We start from the raw sequence: 15,731 nt of genomic DNA on the forward strand, positions 1-15,731 counted from the left end.
CGCCGCCGCGGCGCCGCCTCAGTCGCCCTCGGCCCAGGCCCGGATGAGGGTATGGGCGATGGCCATGCGCGGCGGCGTCGAGAGGCCGTTCGGGTGGTTTCCCTCCAGCATCGACAGCGTCTCGGCGCGGCTGAACCAGCGGCAGTCCTCCAGCTCGTGGGTATCTGGCACGATGTTGGTGGAAATCGCCTCGGCGAAGCAGCCGATCATCAGCGACATCGGGAATGGCCAGGGCTGGCTGGCGTGATAGGCGACGCGGCCGATCTTCACGCCGGATTCCTCGGCGATCTCGCGGCGCACGGCGTCCTCGATCGTCTCGCCGGGCTCGACGAAGCCGGCGAGGCAGGAATAGGTGCCGGGGGCGAAGCGCGCCTGGCGGCCCATCAGGCAGTTGTCCTCGTGGATGGCCAGCATGATCGCCACCGGGTCGGTGCGCGGGAAGAACTGCGCCTCGCAATTGGGACAGTCGCGGCGATAGCCGCCCTGCGCCATGGTCGTGCGCGTGCCGCAGCGGCCGCAGTAGCGGCAGGACCGGTGCCAGTGCAGCAGCGCGCGGGCCTGGGCGAGGGCGCCCAGCGTCTCGGGATCGGCGGTATCGGCGAGAAGATTGCCCGCGGCGCCGTTGATGGCGAGCGTGCGCAGCGACACCGCATGGAAGGCGTCGACGTCGAAGCTCGTCTCGCTGGTGATGGTGGTCGCCAGGCGCGGCGACGAACCGTCCCAGCCGAGCAGGATCACCTCGTCGAGCGCCGCGCCGACCGCCTCCGCCTCGCGGATGGTGAAGAGGGCATTCGCGGCCTCGCCGCTCCGCAGCATCGCCTCGTCGCCCCTGAGCAGGACGATGCGGGCGGTCGGGTCGGCAAGCGCGGCCGAAAGGCTCGCCTCGTTGCGCTGCTCGCTGCGCCGGTCGAGCGTGTTGCCGGAAAAGCCGGTGAGCGTGCTCGGCTCGGGCGACGGCAGGCGTCTGAAGATGGATGGGGTCATGGCGGGAGGGCTTCGGCGCTGTGGTGACGGCCGCGTCGCGGCCGGGAAGGGCTCGTCATTACGCCACAGAAGCGGCAAGCGCGATAGCCGGCGGCATCGCGCGCGAGGAAGGGCTTGCCAATCGGGGCGGAAACGACGATATGTCGCCGCGGGAGGTTGGTGGCGGACGGGCCACTCGCCAATCGGGTCAGGTCCGGAAGGAAGCAGCCCCAACGAGCCAGGCACGGGTCGCGTGCCAGCCTCCTTCCTTCCCCTGCTATTTTCGGCCGCCTGTCGAGCATGCCGCCTGGGCGTGCTAGGCTCCCGCGCGGCTTTGACCGGCTTCGCCGGGTCGCGGCGACGGAACGAGGCATGGTCGGAGGCATGGACGGCAGCGGCATCAGGGACGGCCAGACGGGCGGCGCCTACCGGGTGCTCGCGCGCAAATACCGCCCGCGCAGCTTCGAGGATCTCGTCGGCCAGGAGCCGATGGTCCGCACCCTCACCAACGCCTTTTCGACCGGCCGCATCGCGCAGGCCTATATGCTGACCGGCGTGCGCGGCGTCGGCAAGACGACGACGGCCCGCATCCTCGCCCGCGGCCTCAACTATGCCGTTCCCGGCAAGGTGGACCGGCCGACCATCGACATGCCCGAGCTCGGCATCCACTGCGCCGAGATCATGGAAGGGCGCCATGTCGACGTGATCGAGATGGACGCCGCCTCCAACAACGGCATCGACCATATCCGCGAGATCATCGAGGCGGTGCGCTACAAGCCCGTCTCCGCGCGCTACAAGGTCTATATCCTCGACGAGGTGCACATGCTCTCCGGGGCGGCCTTCAACGGGCTGCTGAAGACGCTCGAGGAGCCGCCGGAACATGTGAAGTTCATCTTCGCGACGACCGAGATCCGCAAGGTTCCGGTGACGGTGCTGTCGCGCTGCCAGCGCTTCGATCTGCGCCGCATCGAGCAGGACCGGCTCGTCGGCCTGCTGCGCTCCATCACCGTGCGCGAGAGCGTGGAGATCGACGACGAGGCGCTCGCCATGATCGCGCGGGCCGCCGAGGGCTCGGCGCGCGATTCGCTGTCGCTGCTCGATCAGGCCATCGCCCATGGCGCGGGGCGGATCGTCGCCGAGGACGTGCGCGGCATGCTCGGCCTCGCCGACCGCAGCCGCGTCATCGATCTCTTCGAGGCACTGATGGCCGGGCGGATCGCCGAGGCGCTGGCGCTTCTCAAGGACCAGTACGACATCGGTGCCGAGCCGGGCGTCGTGCTGCAGGACCTCGCCGCTTTCACCCATCTCGTCACGCGCATCAAGGTCGTGCCCGGCGCCGCCGAGGATGGCGGCATGCCCGAGGCCGAGCGTCGCCGGGCGACCGAGTTCGCCGCCGCGCTGCCGCTGCGCGTCCTGTCGCGCGCCTGGCAGATGTTGCTCAAGGGCATCGAGGAAGTGCAGGGGTCGAGCCGGCCGCTCGCCGCCGCCGACATGGCGCTGATCCGCATCGCCCATGCGAGCGACCTGCCGACGCCGGACGAGGCGTTGCGGCTGCTGAAGGGTGGGGCGACGCCGCTTGCGCCGCCGTCCTCTGCCCCGTCCGCGCCGCCTCCGTCATCCTCTTCCCCGGCCGGCCATCATCCGTCCGCGCCGCGCGCGAGCTTTTCCTCCGGCGGGCCGTCGCTCGTGTCTTCGGGCAGTCCGATGGCGCGCGCCGCCGAACCGCAGATGGCGGCATCCGCGCCGCAGAAGGCAGTGCCGGCGATCCGCTTCCAGCGTTTCGAGGATCTCGTCGCCTTTGTCGGGCAGAAGCGCGACCTGCCGCTCAAGCTTGCGCTGGAGCGCGAGGTGCGCGTGATCCGCTTCGAGCCGGGCCTCCTCGAATTCGAGCCGACCGAGCACGCCTCGCGGACGCTCGCCTCCGATCTGTCGCGGCGGATCACAGAATGGACGGGGGAACGCTTCTCCGTCGTCGTCGGCCGTGGCGCCACCAGCGAGACAATCGCCGAACGGCAGGAAGCCGAGCGGCTGCGCCAGAAGAGCGACGCGAAGGCCGATCCGCTGGTCGCGGCGGTGCTCGCGCGCTTTCCCGGCGCCGAGATCGTCGACGTGCAGATCCGCGGCGAGGAGAGCGCCGAGGCGCCGATCGCGCCGCCGCCTGTCGAGGCCGGCGACGACGCCGCCGAGCAGGCCGACGACTGAACCCATCACGCAAGCCAGGCGAGAGGAACACCCCGATGCGCGACATCATGGGCATGATGAGCAAGGCCAAGGAACTGCAGTCCAAGATGCAGGCCATGCAGGACGAGATCGCCACCCTCGAGGTGAAGGGCAGCGCCGGCGCCGGCCTCGTCACCGTCACCATGACGGCCAAGGGCGACCTGCGGAAGATCGCCATCGATCCGTCGCTGCTGAAGGCCGACGAGGGCGAGATCCTCGAAGACCTCGTCATCGCCGCCCATGCCGACGCGCGCGGCAAGGCCGAGAAGCTGATGGCCGACAAGATGCAGTCGCTGACCGGCGGCCTCGGCCTGCCGCCGGGCCTCAAGCTTCCTTTCTGAGGGCAGCGGGCCCCCTCGTCTTCACCTCTCCCCACTGGAGAGGAGCAAGGAAGCTCGACAGGTGAGCCCCCGCAGTGGGGCCAAGCGCGCCGATCCGGCTTCGGCCGCCCGAGCCGCAGTCAACGCTGAAGCGGAGAGACCATCATGCCGCGCGCCGTCGCCGGTCCCGAGATCGAGAGGCTGATCCAGTTGCTGGCGCGGCTGCCCGGCCTCGGCCCGCGTTCGGCGCGGCGGGCGGCGCTGGCGCTGGTGAAGAAGAAGGACCTGCTGCTCGCCCCGCTCGCGAGCGCGATGACGGTCGCCGCCGAGCGGATCGTCACCTGTTCGGTCTGCGGCAATGTCGACACCGCCGATCCGTGCACGATCTGCACGGATGCCAGCCGGGACGCGCGGACCATCGTCGTCGTCGAGGATGTCGCCGATCTCTGGGCGCTCGAGCGGGCCGGGGCGATCGATGCGCGCTACCATGTGCTCGGCGGCACGCTGTCGCCGCTCGACGGCGTCGGGCCCGACGACCTCACGATCGATGCGCTCGTCGCGCGCTGCGCGGGGGGCGAGGTGTCGGAAGTGATCATAGCCGTCAACGCGACGGTCGACGGGCAGGCGACGGCGCATGTGATCATGGATCGTCTCGCCGGACTTCCGGTCAAGGTCTCGCGCCTCGCCCATGGGGTGCCGGTCGGCGGCGAGCTCGATTATCTCGACGAGGGCACCCTCTCGGCCGCGATCCGCGCCCGCACGCCGCTCTGACCAGGAGGACCAGCCATGATCCCGGACGACATCCTCGCAGAGTCGCATCGCTACTGGTGCGGCCATCTGCCGACGGCGGAGCATTTCCCCGCCGAGAAGGCGGCGATCTGGTTCGAGCGCAGCGAGGCGACCGATACCGAGATCTTCACGCTGTTCGGGCCGTTCCTCGATGCGGTCGCGGCACATGACTGGGTGCTCGCCGATCTCGACCGGACCGAAATCGTCGGCCTCGTGATCATGCTCGACCAGTTCCCGCGCAACATCTTCCGGTCGGACAAGCGGGCCTTCGCCTATGACGCGGCCGCGCGGCGCCATGCCCGCGCGGCGATCGACGCCGGCGTGGGGCGCTTCGCACTCATCGAGCGGGTCTTCCTCTATCTTCCCTTCGAGCACAGCGAGGCGATTGAGGATCAGGACCTTTCGGTCCGCCTTTTCGAGGACCTGCTCGCCGCCGCGCCGGACGAGCAGAAGGAGACCTACAGGGACTATCTCGTCTTCGCCGAGAAGCACCGCGACCTCATCCGCCGCTTCGGCCGCTTCCCGCACCGCAACGACTGGCTCGGCCGGGAGAACACGGCCGAGGAAGCCGCCTTCCTCGCGGAGCATGGGCGCGGTTACTGAGCGGGCCGAGGTCCTCGCAGCGCCGGAACGAGCGCGAACAGGACCTGCCCGAGAAGCCCGAGGGCGCCCGGAGCGGTCAGCCAGCTCGCGGCATAGGCGGCGGGCGGGATTCCGAACGCGGCGGCGAGAGCGAACTCCGCCGCCATCAGCAGAATGAAAGCGACCAGCCCGGCGGCGAGCCGTTCGGCACGGGTCCCGACGGCGAAGCGCCGCATGATCGGCGCCGAGGCTGCGTAGGCGATCGCGAGCATCGGCGGCAGCTCGGCCGCCACGGCCGCGAGCGGGCCGATCCAAGGCGTCAGCCACAGCGTCCGCAGCGTTCCGAACAGGAAGCCCGCGATGAAGACGATCGCGAAATAAGCGGCGCCCGCTGCCGCGATCCGGCCGGTCAACGATTGCGCCCGGCCGGCCACCGTCATTCCCCCGCGAGAAGGTCGCGCTGGGCAGGCAGCGGGGCGTCGTCCTCGGCGAGTTCCAACGCGCCGATGCGCTCGCCGCGGCTCTTCACCTTGCGGGTCGAGACGAGGATGTCCTCGATGTCGCGCGACGCCTGGCCGAAATGCGTCTGCAGCTTGGCCACGCGGTCGTCGAGGCGCCCGACATCCTCGATCAGCTTCATCACCTCGTTCTGGATGAGATGGGCCTGAGCCCGCATGTCGGCATCGCGCAGGATCGACTGGATCACCTGGATCGAGAGCAGCAGCAGCGAGGGCGAGACGATGACGACGCGCAGCCGGTGCGCCTGCTGCACGACATCCTCGAAGCGCTCGTGGATACTGGAAAAGATCGATTCGGAGGGCACGAACATGAAGGCCGTGTCCTGAGTCTCGCCGGGGATCAGGTAGCGCTCGGCGATGTCCTTCAGATGCTTGCCGATATCGCGGCGGAACTGCGCCTCGGCGCCGCGCATGAACTCGCCGCCCTCCGAGGCGCGGATCGCGTTCCAGCCCTCGAGCGGGAATTTCGCGTCGATGACGAGCCGCGGTGCTCCGTTCGGGAACTCCACCACGCAGTCCGGCCGGTTGCCGTTGGAGAGCGTGGCCTGGAAGGCGTAGCGGCCGCGCGGCAGGCCGTCCTGGACGATGGCCTCCATCCGCGCCTGGCCGAAGGCGCCGCGCGTCTGCTTGTTGGCGAGGATCGCCTGCAGGCCGACCACCTGGCTCGACAGTTCGGTGAGGTTCTTCTGCGCGGTGTCGATGACGGCCAGCCGCTCGTTGAGGCGGGAGAGATCGGCATGGGCGCTGCGCGCCTGCTCGGTCATGCTCTGCCCGATGCGGTGGCCGAGCATGTCCATGCGCTCCGAAAGGCCGTGCACGAGGTCGGATTGCCGTCGGGCGAGCAGCTCGGCCATGGCGTTCATGCGCCCGGCCATCTCGCTCTGCATGCGCATCACCTCGGCGAGGCGCTCCTCGGCGGCGTCCTCCGCAAATTCGCCGGCGCGTCGACGTCCTGCGAGGACCGCGATCAGCAGGATGAGGATCAGCAGCGCCGCTCCGGCGAGCGCCGCCTCGAGCAGCGTGACGGGATGGCCGGCGAGATCGAACAGGGCGGTCTGCATCTGTTGAGCCATATCAGATTTTGTTGACGAAACCAGATCAAAACAAGAACATCTGTTGCCGAAAACGGCGGCGAGGCGGGCTTTCCACGATTGACCGGCTTCGGCCGAGCGCCTATTTCAGGCGCCACGCCCGAGGAGTTCCATGGCCAAGCTCGACATCATCACCCTGCCGGATCCCAAGCTGCGTCTCGTGAGCGCGCCCGTCGAACGGATCGACGACGAGATGCGCCGCTTCCTGGACGACATGCTGGAGACGATGTACGAGGCGCCCGGCATCGGGCTCGCCGCCATCCAGGTCGGAGTCCCGCGCCGCATCGTCACGATCGACGTCTCGCCGCGCGAGGAAGGGCAGCCGCGCGCGCCGCTCTTCCTCATCAATCCCGAGATCGTTTCTTCGGTCGATGATCGCTCGACCTATGAGGAAGGCTGCCTCTCGATCCCCGACTACTACGCAGAGGTGGAGCGGCCGGCCGGCGTGAAGCTCCGCTATCTCGATCGCGACGGAAAGCAGCAGGAAATCGACGCCGACGGCCTGCTCGCGACCTGCATCCAGCACGAGGTCGACCACCTCGATGGCAAGCTCTTCATCGACTATCTCTCGCGTCTGAAGCGGGACATGGTGATCCGCAAGTTCACCAAGGCCGCCAAGAGCGGGACCAAGCCCGAATTCAAGCCGCACGCCAGCGAAGAGATGTGAGGCGATGAGCCTCCGCATCGCCTTCATGGGCACGCCGGATTTCGCGGTGCCGACGCTGACGGAGATCGTCGGCCAGGGCCATGAGGTCGTCGCCTGCTACACGCGGGCGCCAAAAGCCGCCGGACGGGGCATGGAGGAGCGGAAGTCGCCGGTCCATCTCGTCGCCGAGCGCTTCGGCATTCCCGTCTTCACGCCGCGCTCGCTGAAGGGCGAGGAGGAGCAGGCGGCGTTCACGGCACTCGATCTGGATGTCGCCGTCGTCGTCGCCTATGGCCTCATCCTGCCGAAGCCGGTGCTCGACGCGCCGCGCGATGGCTGCCTCAATCTGCATGCCTCGCTGCTGCCCCGCTGGCGCGGCGCTGCGCCCATCCATCGCGCGATCATGGCCGGCGACGCCGAGACGGGCGTCATGGTCATGCAGATGGAGGAGGGGCTCGACACCGGTCCGGTGGCCATGGCCGAGCGGATCGCCATTCCCGCCGATGCGACGACCGGCGACCTGCATGACCGCCTCGCCCGGCTCGGTGCCGATCTCATGGTACGGGCGCTGGCGGCGCTGTCCCGCGGCGCGCTGGCGAGCCAGGCTCAGGCGGAATCCGGCGTCACCTATGCGTCGAAGATCGACAAGGGCGAAGCGCGGATCGACTGGTCGCGCGACGCTCGCGCCGTTCACGACCATATCCGCGGCCTGTCGCCTTTTCCGGGCGCCTGGTGCGAGATGGAGCTTTCGGGCAAGACCGAGCGCGTGAAAATCCTTCGCTCGACCGCCGGTGAAGGAAGCGGGCCGCCCGGGACTGTGCTGGATGATCGGCTGACGATCGCCTGCGGCAGCGATGCCGTCCGCCTCGTCGAACTTCAGCGGGCCGGCGGCAAGCCGCTCTCGGCGGAAGCGTTCCTGCGCGGTGCGACGATCGGCGCCGGCGCGCGCCTTTCCTGATGCCTCGCTATCGAATCCTCGTCGAATATGACGGCCGGCCATATGCCGGCTGGCAGCGGCAGGCGAATGCTCCCTCGGTGCAGCAGACGCTCGAGGAGGCGATCCTGCGTTTTTCCGGCGAGGCAGCGGTCACCAAGGGCGCCGGCCGGACGGATTCGGGCGTTCATGCGACCGGCCAGGTCGCACATTTTGACCTTTCCGGCGTCTGGACGGGGCTGCGTATCCGCGACGCGATGAACGCGCAGCTGCGGCCGGCGCCGATCGCCGTCATCGAGGCGGCGCCTGTTCCCGACAGCTTCGATGCGCGTCGTTCGGCGACCAAGCGTCATTATCTCTATCGCGTGCTCGACCGCCGCGCCCCGGCGGCGCTCGACATCGACCGGGTCTGGGACGTACGGCGGCGCCTCGACATCGAGGCGATGCGCGAGGGGGCGAAGCTTCTCCTCGGCAAGCACGACTTCACCACCTTCCGCTCGGCGGACTGCCAGGCGAAGAGCCCGCTCAAGACGCTCGATTCTCTGGAGATCCATCGCGCCGGCGACGAGGTGCTGTTCGAGGTCTCGGCGCGCTCCTTCCTGCACAACCAGGTGCGGTCCATGGTGGGCACGCTGAAGAAGGTGGGCGAAGGGAAATGGCCGCCCTCGGCAGTCGGCGATGTGCTTGAGGCGCGCGACCGCAAGGCCTGCGGGCCGGTGGCCCCGCCCGGCGGGCTCTATCTCGTCCGGGTGGAGTATGGCTTTCTACAGGCCGAAGAGCCGGTCGATGACCTGGCTGAGGACGATGCTTAGCACGAGGTCGGCGGCGATCAGCGCCGCTGCAAATCCCGCGCCCTTTCCCAGCGTCCAGCGGATGATGCGGTAGTTGTAGAAGATGCCGACGCCGAGAATGGCGAGCAGCAACAGCTGCGCCATCTCGATGGCGAGAAACCCGAAGCCGAGCAGCAGCGCGATCGCTGCCAGCGGCACGGAGAGCACCAGCCGCGCCCAGTTGCAGACGACGATATAGGCGACATAGCCGCGCGTGATGCCGAGCTGGCTCGCGAACAGCGCCAGCAGCGCCGGCATCGCCACCCAGTCGACGACGTAGTCCGTCAGCTGCGCGGCGATGAAGGCCGCATCCGAGCCGTTGTCGACGATCGAATCGGCCAGAAGCATGCCGTGCTGCACGGCGGCGTTGATCGCGGCGAAGGGCAGGGCCAGCAGCATTGCGCGGAACGAATGCCAGAAGCCGTCGACGGAGAGATCGAAGGCCGAGAGCGCGTCGCGTCGGCCGAGCAGCAGCTCGACGGCGCCGCGGATCGAACTGCGGGTCGCGGGATCGAGCATCGTGTGCCGTGCCTCAGCCGAACCAGTCGTCGAGGAAGCGTCGGTAGATTGCCGTCAGCGCCACGAGATCTTCGACAGCGGCGCGCTCGTCAACCTGGTGCATGGTTTCGCCCACGAGGCCGAACTCGACGACGGGGCAATAATCCTTGATGAAGCGCGCATCCGAGGTGCCGCCGCTCGTCGAGAGCTCCGGCCGCCGGCCGGTTACGGCCTCGACTGCGTTTGTCAGGCTGTCGATCAGCTCGGCGGAATGGGTCAGGAAGGACTCGCTCGCCCCTTCCATCAGTTCGAGCTCGTAGGCGATCTCGTTCCCCGCCGCCTCGTCGAGGCGCGCCGCCAGCCAGGCTTCCAGCGTCGCCACTGTCCACTGGTCGTTGAATCGGATGTTGAATCGGGCACTGGCCTCGGCCGGGATGACATTCCAGGCGGTATTGTCAACATCGAGGCCGACAAATTCGAGATTGGACGGATCGAAGCGCTCCGAGCCTTCGTCGAGCGCCTCGGCGGTGACCCGGCGGATCAGCTTCGTGAGCTGCGGGATCGGGTTGATGGCGAGATGCGGATAAGCGACATGGCCCTGGCGTCCGAACACCGTGATGCGGCCCGACAGGCTTCCGCGCCGGCCGACCTTGATTGCATCGCCGAGCCGCTTCGGATTGGTCGGCTCGCCAACGATGGCCGCGTCGAAGCGGTGGCCATTCTTCGCCGCCCAGTCGAGCAGCTTCACGGTTCCGTTGACCGAGGGGCCTTCCTCGTCACCGGTGATGAGCAGCGAGATTGTGCCGGACGGCGCGCCACCGCGATCCGCGAGATAGCCGAGCGCCGCGGCGACGAAGGCCGCGATGCCACCCTTCATGTCGACGGCGCCGCGGCCATGAACGAAGCCGTCCGCAATGTCGCCGGCGAAGGGGCCATGCGACCAGCGCGCGGGATCGCCCGGCGGCACGACATCGGTGTGGCCGGCAAAGACGAGGTGCGGTGCGCCGGAGCCGATGGTCGCGAAGAGATTCTCGACATCCGGCGTCCCGGCCTCGCGAAAGACGGGGCGGCTCACCATGAAGCCGGCCGGCGCGAGCACGGATTCGAGAAGCGCGAGGGCGCCGCCCTCGGCCGGCGTGACGGAAGGACAGCGGATCAGCGCTGAAAGCAGCTGAGCGGGGTCGGCCGGGGTGGCGGCGTCTGGTACGGGGGGCATGGTTTCTCGTGCCATGCCGCACCGCGCCGATCAAGGGGAGGGAAGGGCGCGCCGCGATCAGACCGCGACGGAATGACGGCCGCCGCGCCCGAGATAGGCATCGAATTCCGCCGCCACGACACGGGCGAGCGCGTGATGATGGGCGCGGATCTCCAGGCGGCCGCCGTCGAGGCTTACCCAGCCGGCGGCGACGAGCGGGGCGAGGCTGGCTTGTTCCGCGGCGAAGGTCTCTCCGACTGCGCCGTGCCGCTCGGCCAGCGCCGGCAGGTCGACGGCGAAATCACAGAGCAGCCGCTCGATGATCGCGGCGCGCAGCGCGTCGTCGCCCTCGAACGCCTTGCCGCGGGTAATCGGCAGGTTCCCCGCCTCGATCGCTCGCCGCCAGCCATGTTCGTCGGCTGCGTTCTGCGCATAGCCGGCCGGTGTGCGGCCGATCGAGGAGGCGCCAACGCCGACGAGCGTAACCGCCTCGTCGTCGGTATATCCTTGGAAATTCCGGCGGAGTCGACCCTCGCGCGCCGCCGCCGCCAGCGGATCGTCCGGCAGGGCGAAGTGGTCGATGCCGATCTCCTGATAGCCGCCGGCCTCGAGCAGATCGCGCATCAGCGCAGCCTGGCGGAGCCGCGCATCGCCGTTCGGCAGCGTCGCCTCGTCGATCAGCGTCTGGTGGCGCTTCATCCAGGGCACATGCGCATAGCCGAAGCTGGCGAAGCGCGCGGGCCGCAGCCTCAGCATCGCCTCGGCGGTCTCGGCGATGCTGGCTTCGGTCTGCAGCGGCAGGCCGTACATGAGATCGGCGTTGATCGCGGTGATGCCGGCCTCGCGCAAGGCCGAAAAGCTCGCCTCGACCACATCGAGCGGCTGGACGCGGGCGATCGCCTCCTGCACGGCCGGATCGAGCGTCTGGATGCCGAGGCTGGCGCGATTGACGCCGAGCGCCGCCAAGGCCTTTGCGCCCTCCGCCGTCACATGGCGCGGGTCGAGCTCCATCGCGTGCTCGAAATCGTCCGTGAAGCGGAAATAGCCGGCGAGGTCGGCGAGGATCGCCTCCATCGTGCCGGCCGGCAGGATGTTGGGCGTGCCGCCGCCCCAATGGATATGAGAGACCGCGACGTGGCCCAGTCGCGCGGCGACGAGCGCGATCTCGCGCCGGAGCGTCGCGGCATAGGCGATGAGCGGCTCGTCGCGGCGTGCTGCACGGGTCGTGCAGCCGCAATAGGTGCAGATCGAGCGGCAATAGGGAACGTGGATATAGAGCGAGATCGGCGCGTCCGACTGCGCGACCGCCTCGAGCCAAGCGCCATAAGTCTCGCCCGTCACCTGATCGGAGAAATGCGGCGCGGTCGGGTAGGAAGTGTAGCGCGGCACCATGCGGCGCGTGAGGGCATCGAGGCTCGGCGCGGGAAAGGGAGCGTTCATCGCTGTCGATCGGCCTTCATCTGCGGCCGGGGAGATGCGGCCGCTCCGATGACGCGCTTAGCGCGGGCGCGAAGCGCCGACCTTGCGCTTCGTCAAACAGGCCGCCTCAGTCGGCCCTGTCGAGCAGCATCGCCTCGTCGTCGCCGGTCATGAGCTTCAGCCGGCCGTTCTCGCCGGGCGTCGCGCGGGTCACCCGGGCGGCGAGATCGAGGAAGCGCCTCTCGATTTCCATCTCGTCCGGCGGGCAGGCCATCCGCGTCGCGCCGAGCGGGCCGATCGCAAGCCGCTCCGCGTCGAGCTTGAAGGCGCCGAAATAGCGGTTGCAGCCGCTCTTGCCGCTGACCTTGTCCGGCGCCTCGAAGGCGATGGTGGCGATCGTGCCGTCCGGCAGCGGCTTTCCTTCGAGCGCGATTACGCGCCAGCCGCCTTCGATCGCCGTGAAGGTCGATCCGCCGCAGCCATTGAGCTTCTGGCCGTTGAACTCCGCCCGCACCGCAACGGGGAAGGGCATGCCGGTCATCGTGTCGGCGCACAGATGCTGCTCGATCGTCACGTCAAGCGTGTTGCCGCCGGCGCTCACTTCGATGCGAGGATGGCCGTCGACCGTGGAGCGCGTCACGTTCGAACTCCTGAACGTGATCCCGTCCAGCGGCATCTGCAGCACCACCTCGTCCTCGCCGATCGAGATGAGGAAGGAGGGCTCGTTGCCGCGCGCGATGAGCGGCTCCGCCTCCGCGGCCAATGTCGGCGCGGCCAGCAGGATCGTCGCGAGCCCCGCTACGCGGGTCGTCATGCGCGTTGCCAGACAGACCATCGCTTCCCCCTTGCTTTTTCCGCTTCATCGGGCCGCAGCCCGGCGCGATGATAGAGGACAGTGTGGCGACAAGGGGACGCGCCATGGCCTATGTCATCAAGGCGAGGATCGACGACATCGACGCGGCGGTCTTCGCCTTCTCCGGCGCGAAGACGATGTATGGCGGCAAGGCGATCGCGGCCGGAGACACGATCTTCCTGTTCGCCAGCGAAAACGCCGGCGGGAGCGGCCTGATCGGCCGCGGCATCGTCACGGCCGCCGAGGCGCTTCCGCCCATAGCCGGGCTCGCCCGGCAGACGCCGCTCGTGACCATCGCCGTCCGGTGCGAGGCGAGGGCGCGACAGCCCCTTGGCCGCACCGAGCTGAAGCCGTTTCGCGGCAGCGCTGGCGGAGGTCCGCAACGCGAGCTCGACTTCAAGCTCTACCGGCAAGCGACCGACAAGATCGTCGGCATCACCGACGAGGCGGCCCGCTTCCTCGCCACTCTCTGCTCGTAGAGCGGGCCTTCCCTTTCACGCCGCGGCGGCGAGTGCGGCGGCGTCGGCCCCGGCCGGGAAGCGCAGCGTTCCGGTGTCATCGTGGACCGCCCGCCAGACGGCGTCCGCGACATCGGCCTCGCGGGTCGTCAGCGCGGGATTGGCAAAGGCGGCGAAGATCGGCCGGGCGAACTCGGCATAGGCCTCCGGGATGAGATCCTCGACGCGCAGCGACGTGTTGGCGGCGAAGCGCGTGGTCGGGGCGTAGCCGGGTTCGACCAGCTTCGCCGCGATGCCGAAATGGGCGAGTTCATGAGCGATCGAGCCCGTGAAACCCTCGATGGCCTCCTTGCTGGCGGTATAGGCGGCGGCGAGCGGCATGGCGGCCAGCGTGACGCTCGACGTCACGTTGACGATGATGCCGGAGTGCCGGGCGCGCATCTGCGGAATGACGGCCTGCGTCATGGCCATGGTGCCGAACGTGTTGGTCTCGAATACCTTGCGGATATGCTCCATCGGCGTGGCCTCGAAGGCGCCGACGACGCCGATGCCGGCATTGTTGACCAGAACGTCGATCGGCCCCGCTGCCTCGATGAGGGATGCGATGCTTCGCGCGTTGGTGACGTCGAGGGGCAGGATGCGAAGGTTGGAGGCGGCGGGAAGGGCGTCGTTGCCCGGCTTGCGCATGGTCGCGATGACCTGCCAGCCCTTCGCGAGGAAATGGCGTGCAGTCTCGAGGCCATAGCCCGAGGAAGCGCCGGTGATGAGGATCGTCCGCATTGTTCAGCTCCGTTAGCAAGGTCGATGGCGCGATCCTATGACGCCTCTTCTGGACCAAATACGACTGGAAGTCGCTCATTCATTGGCTATAGTCCAGAAATGGCCGATCCCCTTTCCCAGATTGTCGAGCTTCTTCATCCGCGTGCCGTGTTCACCAAGGGGATCAGCGGCGCCGGCCGCTGGGCCGTGCGCTATGGCGATTTCGGGCATCCGAGTTTCGCTGTTGTCGTCGAGGGCTCGTGCCGGCTCGCGGTCGACGGGGAAGAGCCCCTCGTTCTGGAGGCGGGGGACTTCGTATTGCTGCCGCGCACGCCGGGCTTCACCATGGGCGGCTTCGAGCCCGCCACGCCCGTGCGCATCGATCCGAATGCGGCGGCGGCCGACGGTGATGCCGAGATCCGCCATGGCCGGCAGGATGGGCCGCCGGATGTCCGGCTTCTTGGCGGCTATTTCGTCTTCGGCGGTGACGAACAGGGTCTGCTGGTCTCGCTTCTCCCCGGCCAGGTGCACGCGCGGGGAATCCCGCGGCTGTCGATGCTCGTCGCCCTCCTTGTCGAGGAAGCCTCCGAGGCGCGTTCGGGCGGAACGCTGGTGCGCTCGCGGCTGGTCGAGATCCTGCTCGTCGAGGCGCTGCGCTTCAACGAAACGGAGGATGCGCCGCCGGGACTGCTGCGCGGTCTCGGCGACGCGCGGCTGGCGCCGGCGATCCGGCGGATGCACCAGGATCCGGGGAGAGGCTGGACGATGGCCGAACTCGCGCGCGAAGCCGCGCTGTCGCGATCGGCCTTCTTCACGCGCTTCCTCCGCCAGGTCGGCACGCCGCCGATGGAATATCTCCTCGTCTGGCGCATGGCGCTGGCAAAGGATCTGCTGAGGCGCGACATCGGGATCGCGGAGGTCGCGGAGCGGGTCGGCTATGGCTCCGCCAGCACGTTCAGCACGGCTTTCAGTCGCCATGTCGGTGCGCCGCCGGGGCAGTATGCTCGCTCGACCTCGGGGAGGCCCAAGATTGCTGGCCGGCGGCCTCGTCTCGGCCGGAGGACTGCGGATCGCGCGTCATGAACGCGGTGCAGCCATGGGTGGACACGCGGCGCCCGACGCCCGCGCATAAATAAAGAGATTGCGAAATGTCGCCGCCCACGGCGGCGGTTCGTCAAGGAAGCAAGGGGTGGCGGCGGGCCGCTCCCGCAGACCGAGGAGCACAGCCATGACCCAGTATCTCGTCGCGATCCATCATCCGGATGGCTATGACGGTTCCAGCGAAGACGAGGCGATGCACCGCGACATCGATCGGCTCAATGACGAGATGGTCGCCGCCGGTATCCGACGCTTCGTGGGCGGGCTGAAGCCGTCCGGGGAGGCGCGGGCCGTGCGACGGCGCGGGCGCGATCTCATGGTCACCGACGGCCCCTATCTCGAGACCAAGGAGCATATAGGCGGCTTTTGGGTGCTCGAACTTCCGGGCATGGACGAGGCCCTCGCATGGGGGCGCAAGGCCGCCACTGCATGCCGCGCGAATGTCGAGGTACGTGCCTTCTGGTGACGAGCAAGTGTCGGTGCCGGAACGCGAAGGCTATCCGCATTCGAGGTGACCGTTCCACACGACGCCTTGCGCGGCGGCAAGGACGTTCGGTG

18 protein-coding genes and 1 other RNA gene are annotated in these 15,731 nt (G+C 68.6%); 11 read left to right on the plus strand and 8 right to left on the minus strand.

The window, feature by feature from the left end:
- Window positions 1-18 precede the first annotated feature (18 nt).
- Window positions 19-984, minus strand: coding sequence for an NAD(+) diphosphatase (gene nudC, locus QO015_RS17620; protein WP_266282613.1), 966 nt, complete (start codon window positions 982-984; stop codon window positions 19-21).
- 151 nt (window positions 985-1,135) lie between these two features.
- On the opposite strand from nudC, the gene ffs reads away from it, so the two are divergent.
- The 5 genes from ffs (at window position 1,136) to QO015_RS17645 (ending at window position 4,895) form a co-directional block, all read left to right on the plus strand.
- Window positions 1,136-1,231: signal recognition particle sRNA small type (gene ffs, locus QO015_RS17625), an RNA gene on the plus strand.
- A gap of 104 nt (window positions 1,232-1,335) precedes the next feature.
- Entirely contained in the window at window positions 1,336-3,165 is a 1,830-nt protein-coding gene (locus QO015_RS17630; RefSeq protein WP_266282611.1) for a DNA polymerase III subunit gamma/tau, read from the plus strand.
- Window positions 3,166-3,200: 35 nt separating this feature from the next.
- Window positions 3,201-3,524, plus strand: a complete 324-nt coding sequence (locus QO015_RS17635) for a YbaB/EbfC family nucleoid-associated protein (RefSeq protein ID WP_266282609.1) — start codon at window positions 3,201-3,203, stop codon at window positions 3,522-3,524.
- Window positions 3,525-3,668: 144 nt separating this feature from the next.
- A complete protein-coding gene (recR, locus tag QO015_RS17640; RefSeq protein WP_266282607.1) occupies window positions 3,669-4,274 on the plus strand; it encodes a recombination mediator RecR in 606 nt (201 codons plus the stop codon).
- A gap of 15 nt (window positions 4,275-4,289) precedes the next feature.
- The gene (locus tag QO015_RS17645; RefSeq protein WP_266282605.1) at window positions 4,290-4,895 is read left to right on the plus strand and encodes a DUF924 family protein; all 606 of its coding nucleotides are present in this window, start codon (window positions 4,290-4,292) and stop codon (window positions 4,893-4,895) included.
- Here the strand turns inward: QO015_RS17645 and QO015_RS17650 are convergent.
- Both QO015_RS17650 and QO015_RS17655 read right to left on the minus strand, forming a co-directional pair.
- Window positions 4,889-5,287: a hypothetical protein gene (locus QO015_RS17650; protein WP_266282604.1), complete on the minus strand. Its 399-nt coding sequence runs from the start codon at window positions 5,285-5,287 to the stop codon at window positions 4,889-4,891. The two genes, QO015_RS17645 and QO015_RS17650, sit on opposite strands and share 7 nt — an antisense overlap.
- 23 nt (window positions 5,288-5,310) lie before the next feature.
- Window positions 5,311-6,465, minus strand: a complete 1,155-nt coding sequence (locus tag QO015_RS17655; RefSeq protein WP_370877432.1) for a DNA recombination protein RmuC — start codon at window positions 6,463-6,465, stop codon at window positions 5,311-5,313.
- 130 nt (window positions 6,466-6,595) lie between these two features.
- Here QO015_RS17655 and def point away from each other — a divergent pair, with 130 nt between their 5' ends.
- From def to truA, 3 genes are read left to right on the plus strand one after another with little or no spacing between them, the layout of a single operon-like run.
- A complete protein-coding gene (gene def / locus QO015_RS17660; RefSeq protein ID WP_266282601.1) occupies window positions 6,596-7,150 on the plus strand; it encodes a peptide deformylase in 555 nt (184 codons plus the stop codon).
- 4 nt (window positions 7,151-7,154) lie between these two features.
- Window positions 7,155-8,087 (plus strand): methionyl-tRNA formyltransferase, encoded by a 933-nt coding sequence (gene fmt, locus QO015_RS17665; RefSeq protein ID WP_266282600.1) that lies wholly within the window; start codon window positions 7,155-7,157, stop codon window positions 8,085-8,087.
- Window positions 8,087-8,875 (plus strand): tRNA pseudouridine(38-40) synthase TruA, encoded by a 789-nt coding sequence (gene truA / locus QO015_RS17670; protein WP_266282599.1) that lies wholly within the window; start codon window positions 8,087-8,089, stop codon window positions 8,873-8,875. The genes fmt and truA overlap by 1 nt, the downstream gene beginning before the upstream one ends.
- On the opposite strand, the gene QO015_RS17675 is transcribed toward truA, so the two are convergent.
- The 4 genes from QO015_RS17675 to QO015_RS17690 all read right to left on the minus strand — a co-directional run bounded on the left by QO015_RS17675 (window position 8,828) and on the right by QO015_RS17690 (window position 12,840).
- A complete protein-coding gene (locus QO015_RS17675; protein WP_266282597.1) occupies window positions 8,828-9,412 on the minus strand; it encodes a hypothetical protein in 585 nt (194 codons plus the stop codon). The genes truA and QO015_RS17675 overlap by 48 nt on opposite strands.
- A 13-nt stretch (window positions 9,413-9,425) precedes the next feature.
- Complete coding sequence (dapE, locus tag QO015_RS17680; RefSeq protein WP_266282595.1) at window positions 9,426-10,607, minus strand: succinyl-diaminopimelate desuccinylase; 1,182 nt, start codon at window positions 10,605-10,607, stop codon at window positions 9,426-9,428.
- Window positions 10,608-10,664: 57 nt separating this feature from the next.
- Window positions 10,665-12,026 (minus strand): oxygen-independent coproporphyrinogen III oxidase, encoded by a 1,362-nt coding sequence (gene hemN / locus QO015_RS17685; protein ID WP_266282594.1) that lies wholly within the window; start codon window positions 12,024-12,026, stop codon window positions 10,665-10,667.
- A 106-nt stretch (window positions 12,027-12,132) separates the two neighbouring features.
- Complete coding sequence (locus QO015_RS17690) at window positions 12,133-12,840, minus strand: META domain-containing protein (RefSeq protein ID WP_307290732.1); 708 nt, start codon at window positions 12,838-12,840, stop codon at window positions 12,133-12,135.
- Between the two features lie 83 nt (window positions 12,841-12,923).
- Between QO015_RS17690 and QO015_RS17695 the strand changes: the two genes are divergently transcribed.
- Window positions 12,924-13,337 (plus strand): hypothetical protein, encoded by a 414-nt coding sequence (locus QO015_RS17695; RefSeq protein WP_266282591.1) that lies wholly within the window; start codon window positions 12,924-12,926, stop codon window positions 13,335-13,337.
- Window positions 13,338-13,352: 15 nt separating this feature from the next.
- Here the strand turns inward: QO015_RS17695 and QO015_RS17700 are convergent, their stop codons facing one another.
- Entirely contained in the window at window positions 13,353-14,096 is a 744-nt protein-coding gene (locus tag QO015_RS17700) for an SDR family oxidoreductase (RefSeq protein ID WP_266282590.1), read from the minus strand.
- Between the two features lie 99 nt (window positions 14,097-14,195).
- Here QO015_RS17700 and QO015_RS17705 point away from each other — a divergent pair, with 99 nt between their 5' ends.
- Together QO015_RS17705 and QO015_RS17710 are read left to right on the plus strand one after the other, a co-directional pair.
- The gene (locus QO015_RS17705; protein WP_266282588.1) at window positions 14,196-15,158 is read left to right on the plus strand and encodes an AraC family transcriptional regulator; all 963 of its coding nucleotides are present in this window, start codon (window positions 14,196-14,198) and stop codon (window positions 15,156-15,158) included.
- A gap of 145 nt (window positions 15,159-15,303) precedes the next feature.
- Window positions 15,304-15,639 (plus strand): YciI family protein, encoded by a 336-nt coding sequence (locus tag QO015_RS17710; protein ID WP_266282587.1) that lies wholly within the window; start codon window positions 15,304-15,306, stop codon window positions 15,637-15,639.
- Window positions 15,640-15,731 lie beyond the last annotated feature (92 nt).

The sequence above is a fragment of the Kaistia geumhonensis genome (assembly GCF_030815145.1).
GTDB lineage: Bacteria > Pseudomonadota > Alphaproteobacteria > Rhizobiales > Kaistiaceae > Kaistia > Kaistia geumhonensis.

What these genes read in the sequence shown, in the direction of transcription:
- nudC (WP_266282613.1), bottom strand. Translation starts at nt 984, where the DNA reads ATGACCCCATCCATCTTCAGACGCCTGCCGTCGCCCGAGCCGAGCACG.
- QO015_RS17630 (WP_266282611.1), top strand. Translation starts at nt 1,336, where the DNA reads ATGGTCGGAGGCATGGACGGCAGCGGCATCAGGGACGGCCAGACGGGC.
- QO015_RS17635 (WP_266282609.1), top strand. Translation starts at nt 3,201, where the DNA reads ATGCGCGACATCATGGGCATGATGAGCAAGGCCAAGGAACTGCAGTCC.
- recR (WP_266282607.1), top strand. Translation starts at nt 3,669, where the DNA reads ATGCCGCGCGCCGTCGCCGGTCCCGAGATCGAGAGGCTGATCCAGTTG.
- QO015_RS17645 (WP_266282605.1), top strand. Translation starts at nt 4,290, where the DNA reads ATGATCCCGGACGACATCCTCGCAGAGTCGCATCGCTACTGGTGCGGC.
- QO015_RS17655 (WP_370877432.1), bottom strand. Translation starts at nt 6,465, where the DNA reads ATGGCTCAACAGATGCAGACCGCCCTGTTCGATCTCGCCGGCCATCCC.
- def (WP_266282601.1), top strand. Translation starts at nt 6,596, where the DNA reads ATGGCCAAGCTCGACATCATCACCCTGCCGGATCCCAAGCTGCGTCTC.
- fmt (WP_266282600.1), top strand. Translation starts at nt 7,155, where the DNA reads ATGAGCCTCCGCATCGCCTTCATGGGCACGCCGGATTTCGCGGTGCCG.
- truA (WP_266282599.1), top strand. Translation starts at nt 8,087, where the DNA reads ATGCCTCGCTATCGAATCCTCGTCGAATATGACGGCCGGCCATATGCC.
- QO015_RS17675 (WP_266282597.1), bottom strand. Translation starts at nt 9,412, where the DNA reads ATGCTCGATCCCGCGACCCGCAGTTCGATCCGCGGCGCCGTCGAGCTG.
- dapE (WP_266282595.1), bottom strand. Translation starts at nt 10,607, where the DNA reads ATGCCCCCCGTACCAGACGCCGCCACCCCGGCCGACCCCGCTCAGCTG.
- hemN (WP_266282594.1), bottom strand. Translation starts at nt 12,026, where the DNA reads ATGAACGCTCCCTTTCCCGCGCCGAGCCTCGATGCCCTCACGCGCCGC.
- QO015_RS17690 (WP_307290732.1), bottom strand. Translation starts at nt 12,840, where the DNA reads ATGGTCTGTCTGGCAACGCGCATGACGACCCGCGTAGCGGGGCTCGCG.
- QO015_RS17695 (WP_266282591.1), top strand. Translation starts at nt 12,924, where the DNA reads ATGGCCTATGTCATCAAGGCGAGGATCGACGACATCGACGCGGCGGTC.
- QO015_RS17700 (WP_266282590.1), bottom strand. Translation starts at nt 14,096, where the DNA reads ATGCGGACGATCCTCATCACCGGCGCTTCCTCGGGCTATGGCCTCGAG.
- QO015_RS17705 (WP_266282588.1), top strand. Translation starts at nt 14,196, where the DNA reads ATGGCCGATCCCCTTTCCCAGATTGTCGAGCTTCTTCATCCGCGTGCC.
- QO015_RS17710 (WP_266282587.1), top strand. Translation starts at nt 15,304, where the DNA reads ATGACCCAGTATCTCGTCGCGATCCATCATCCGGATGGCTATGACGGT.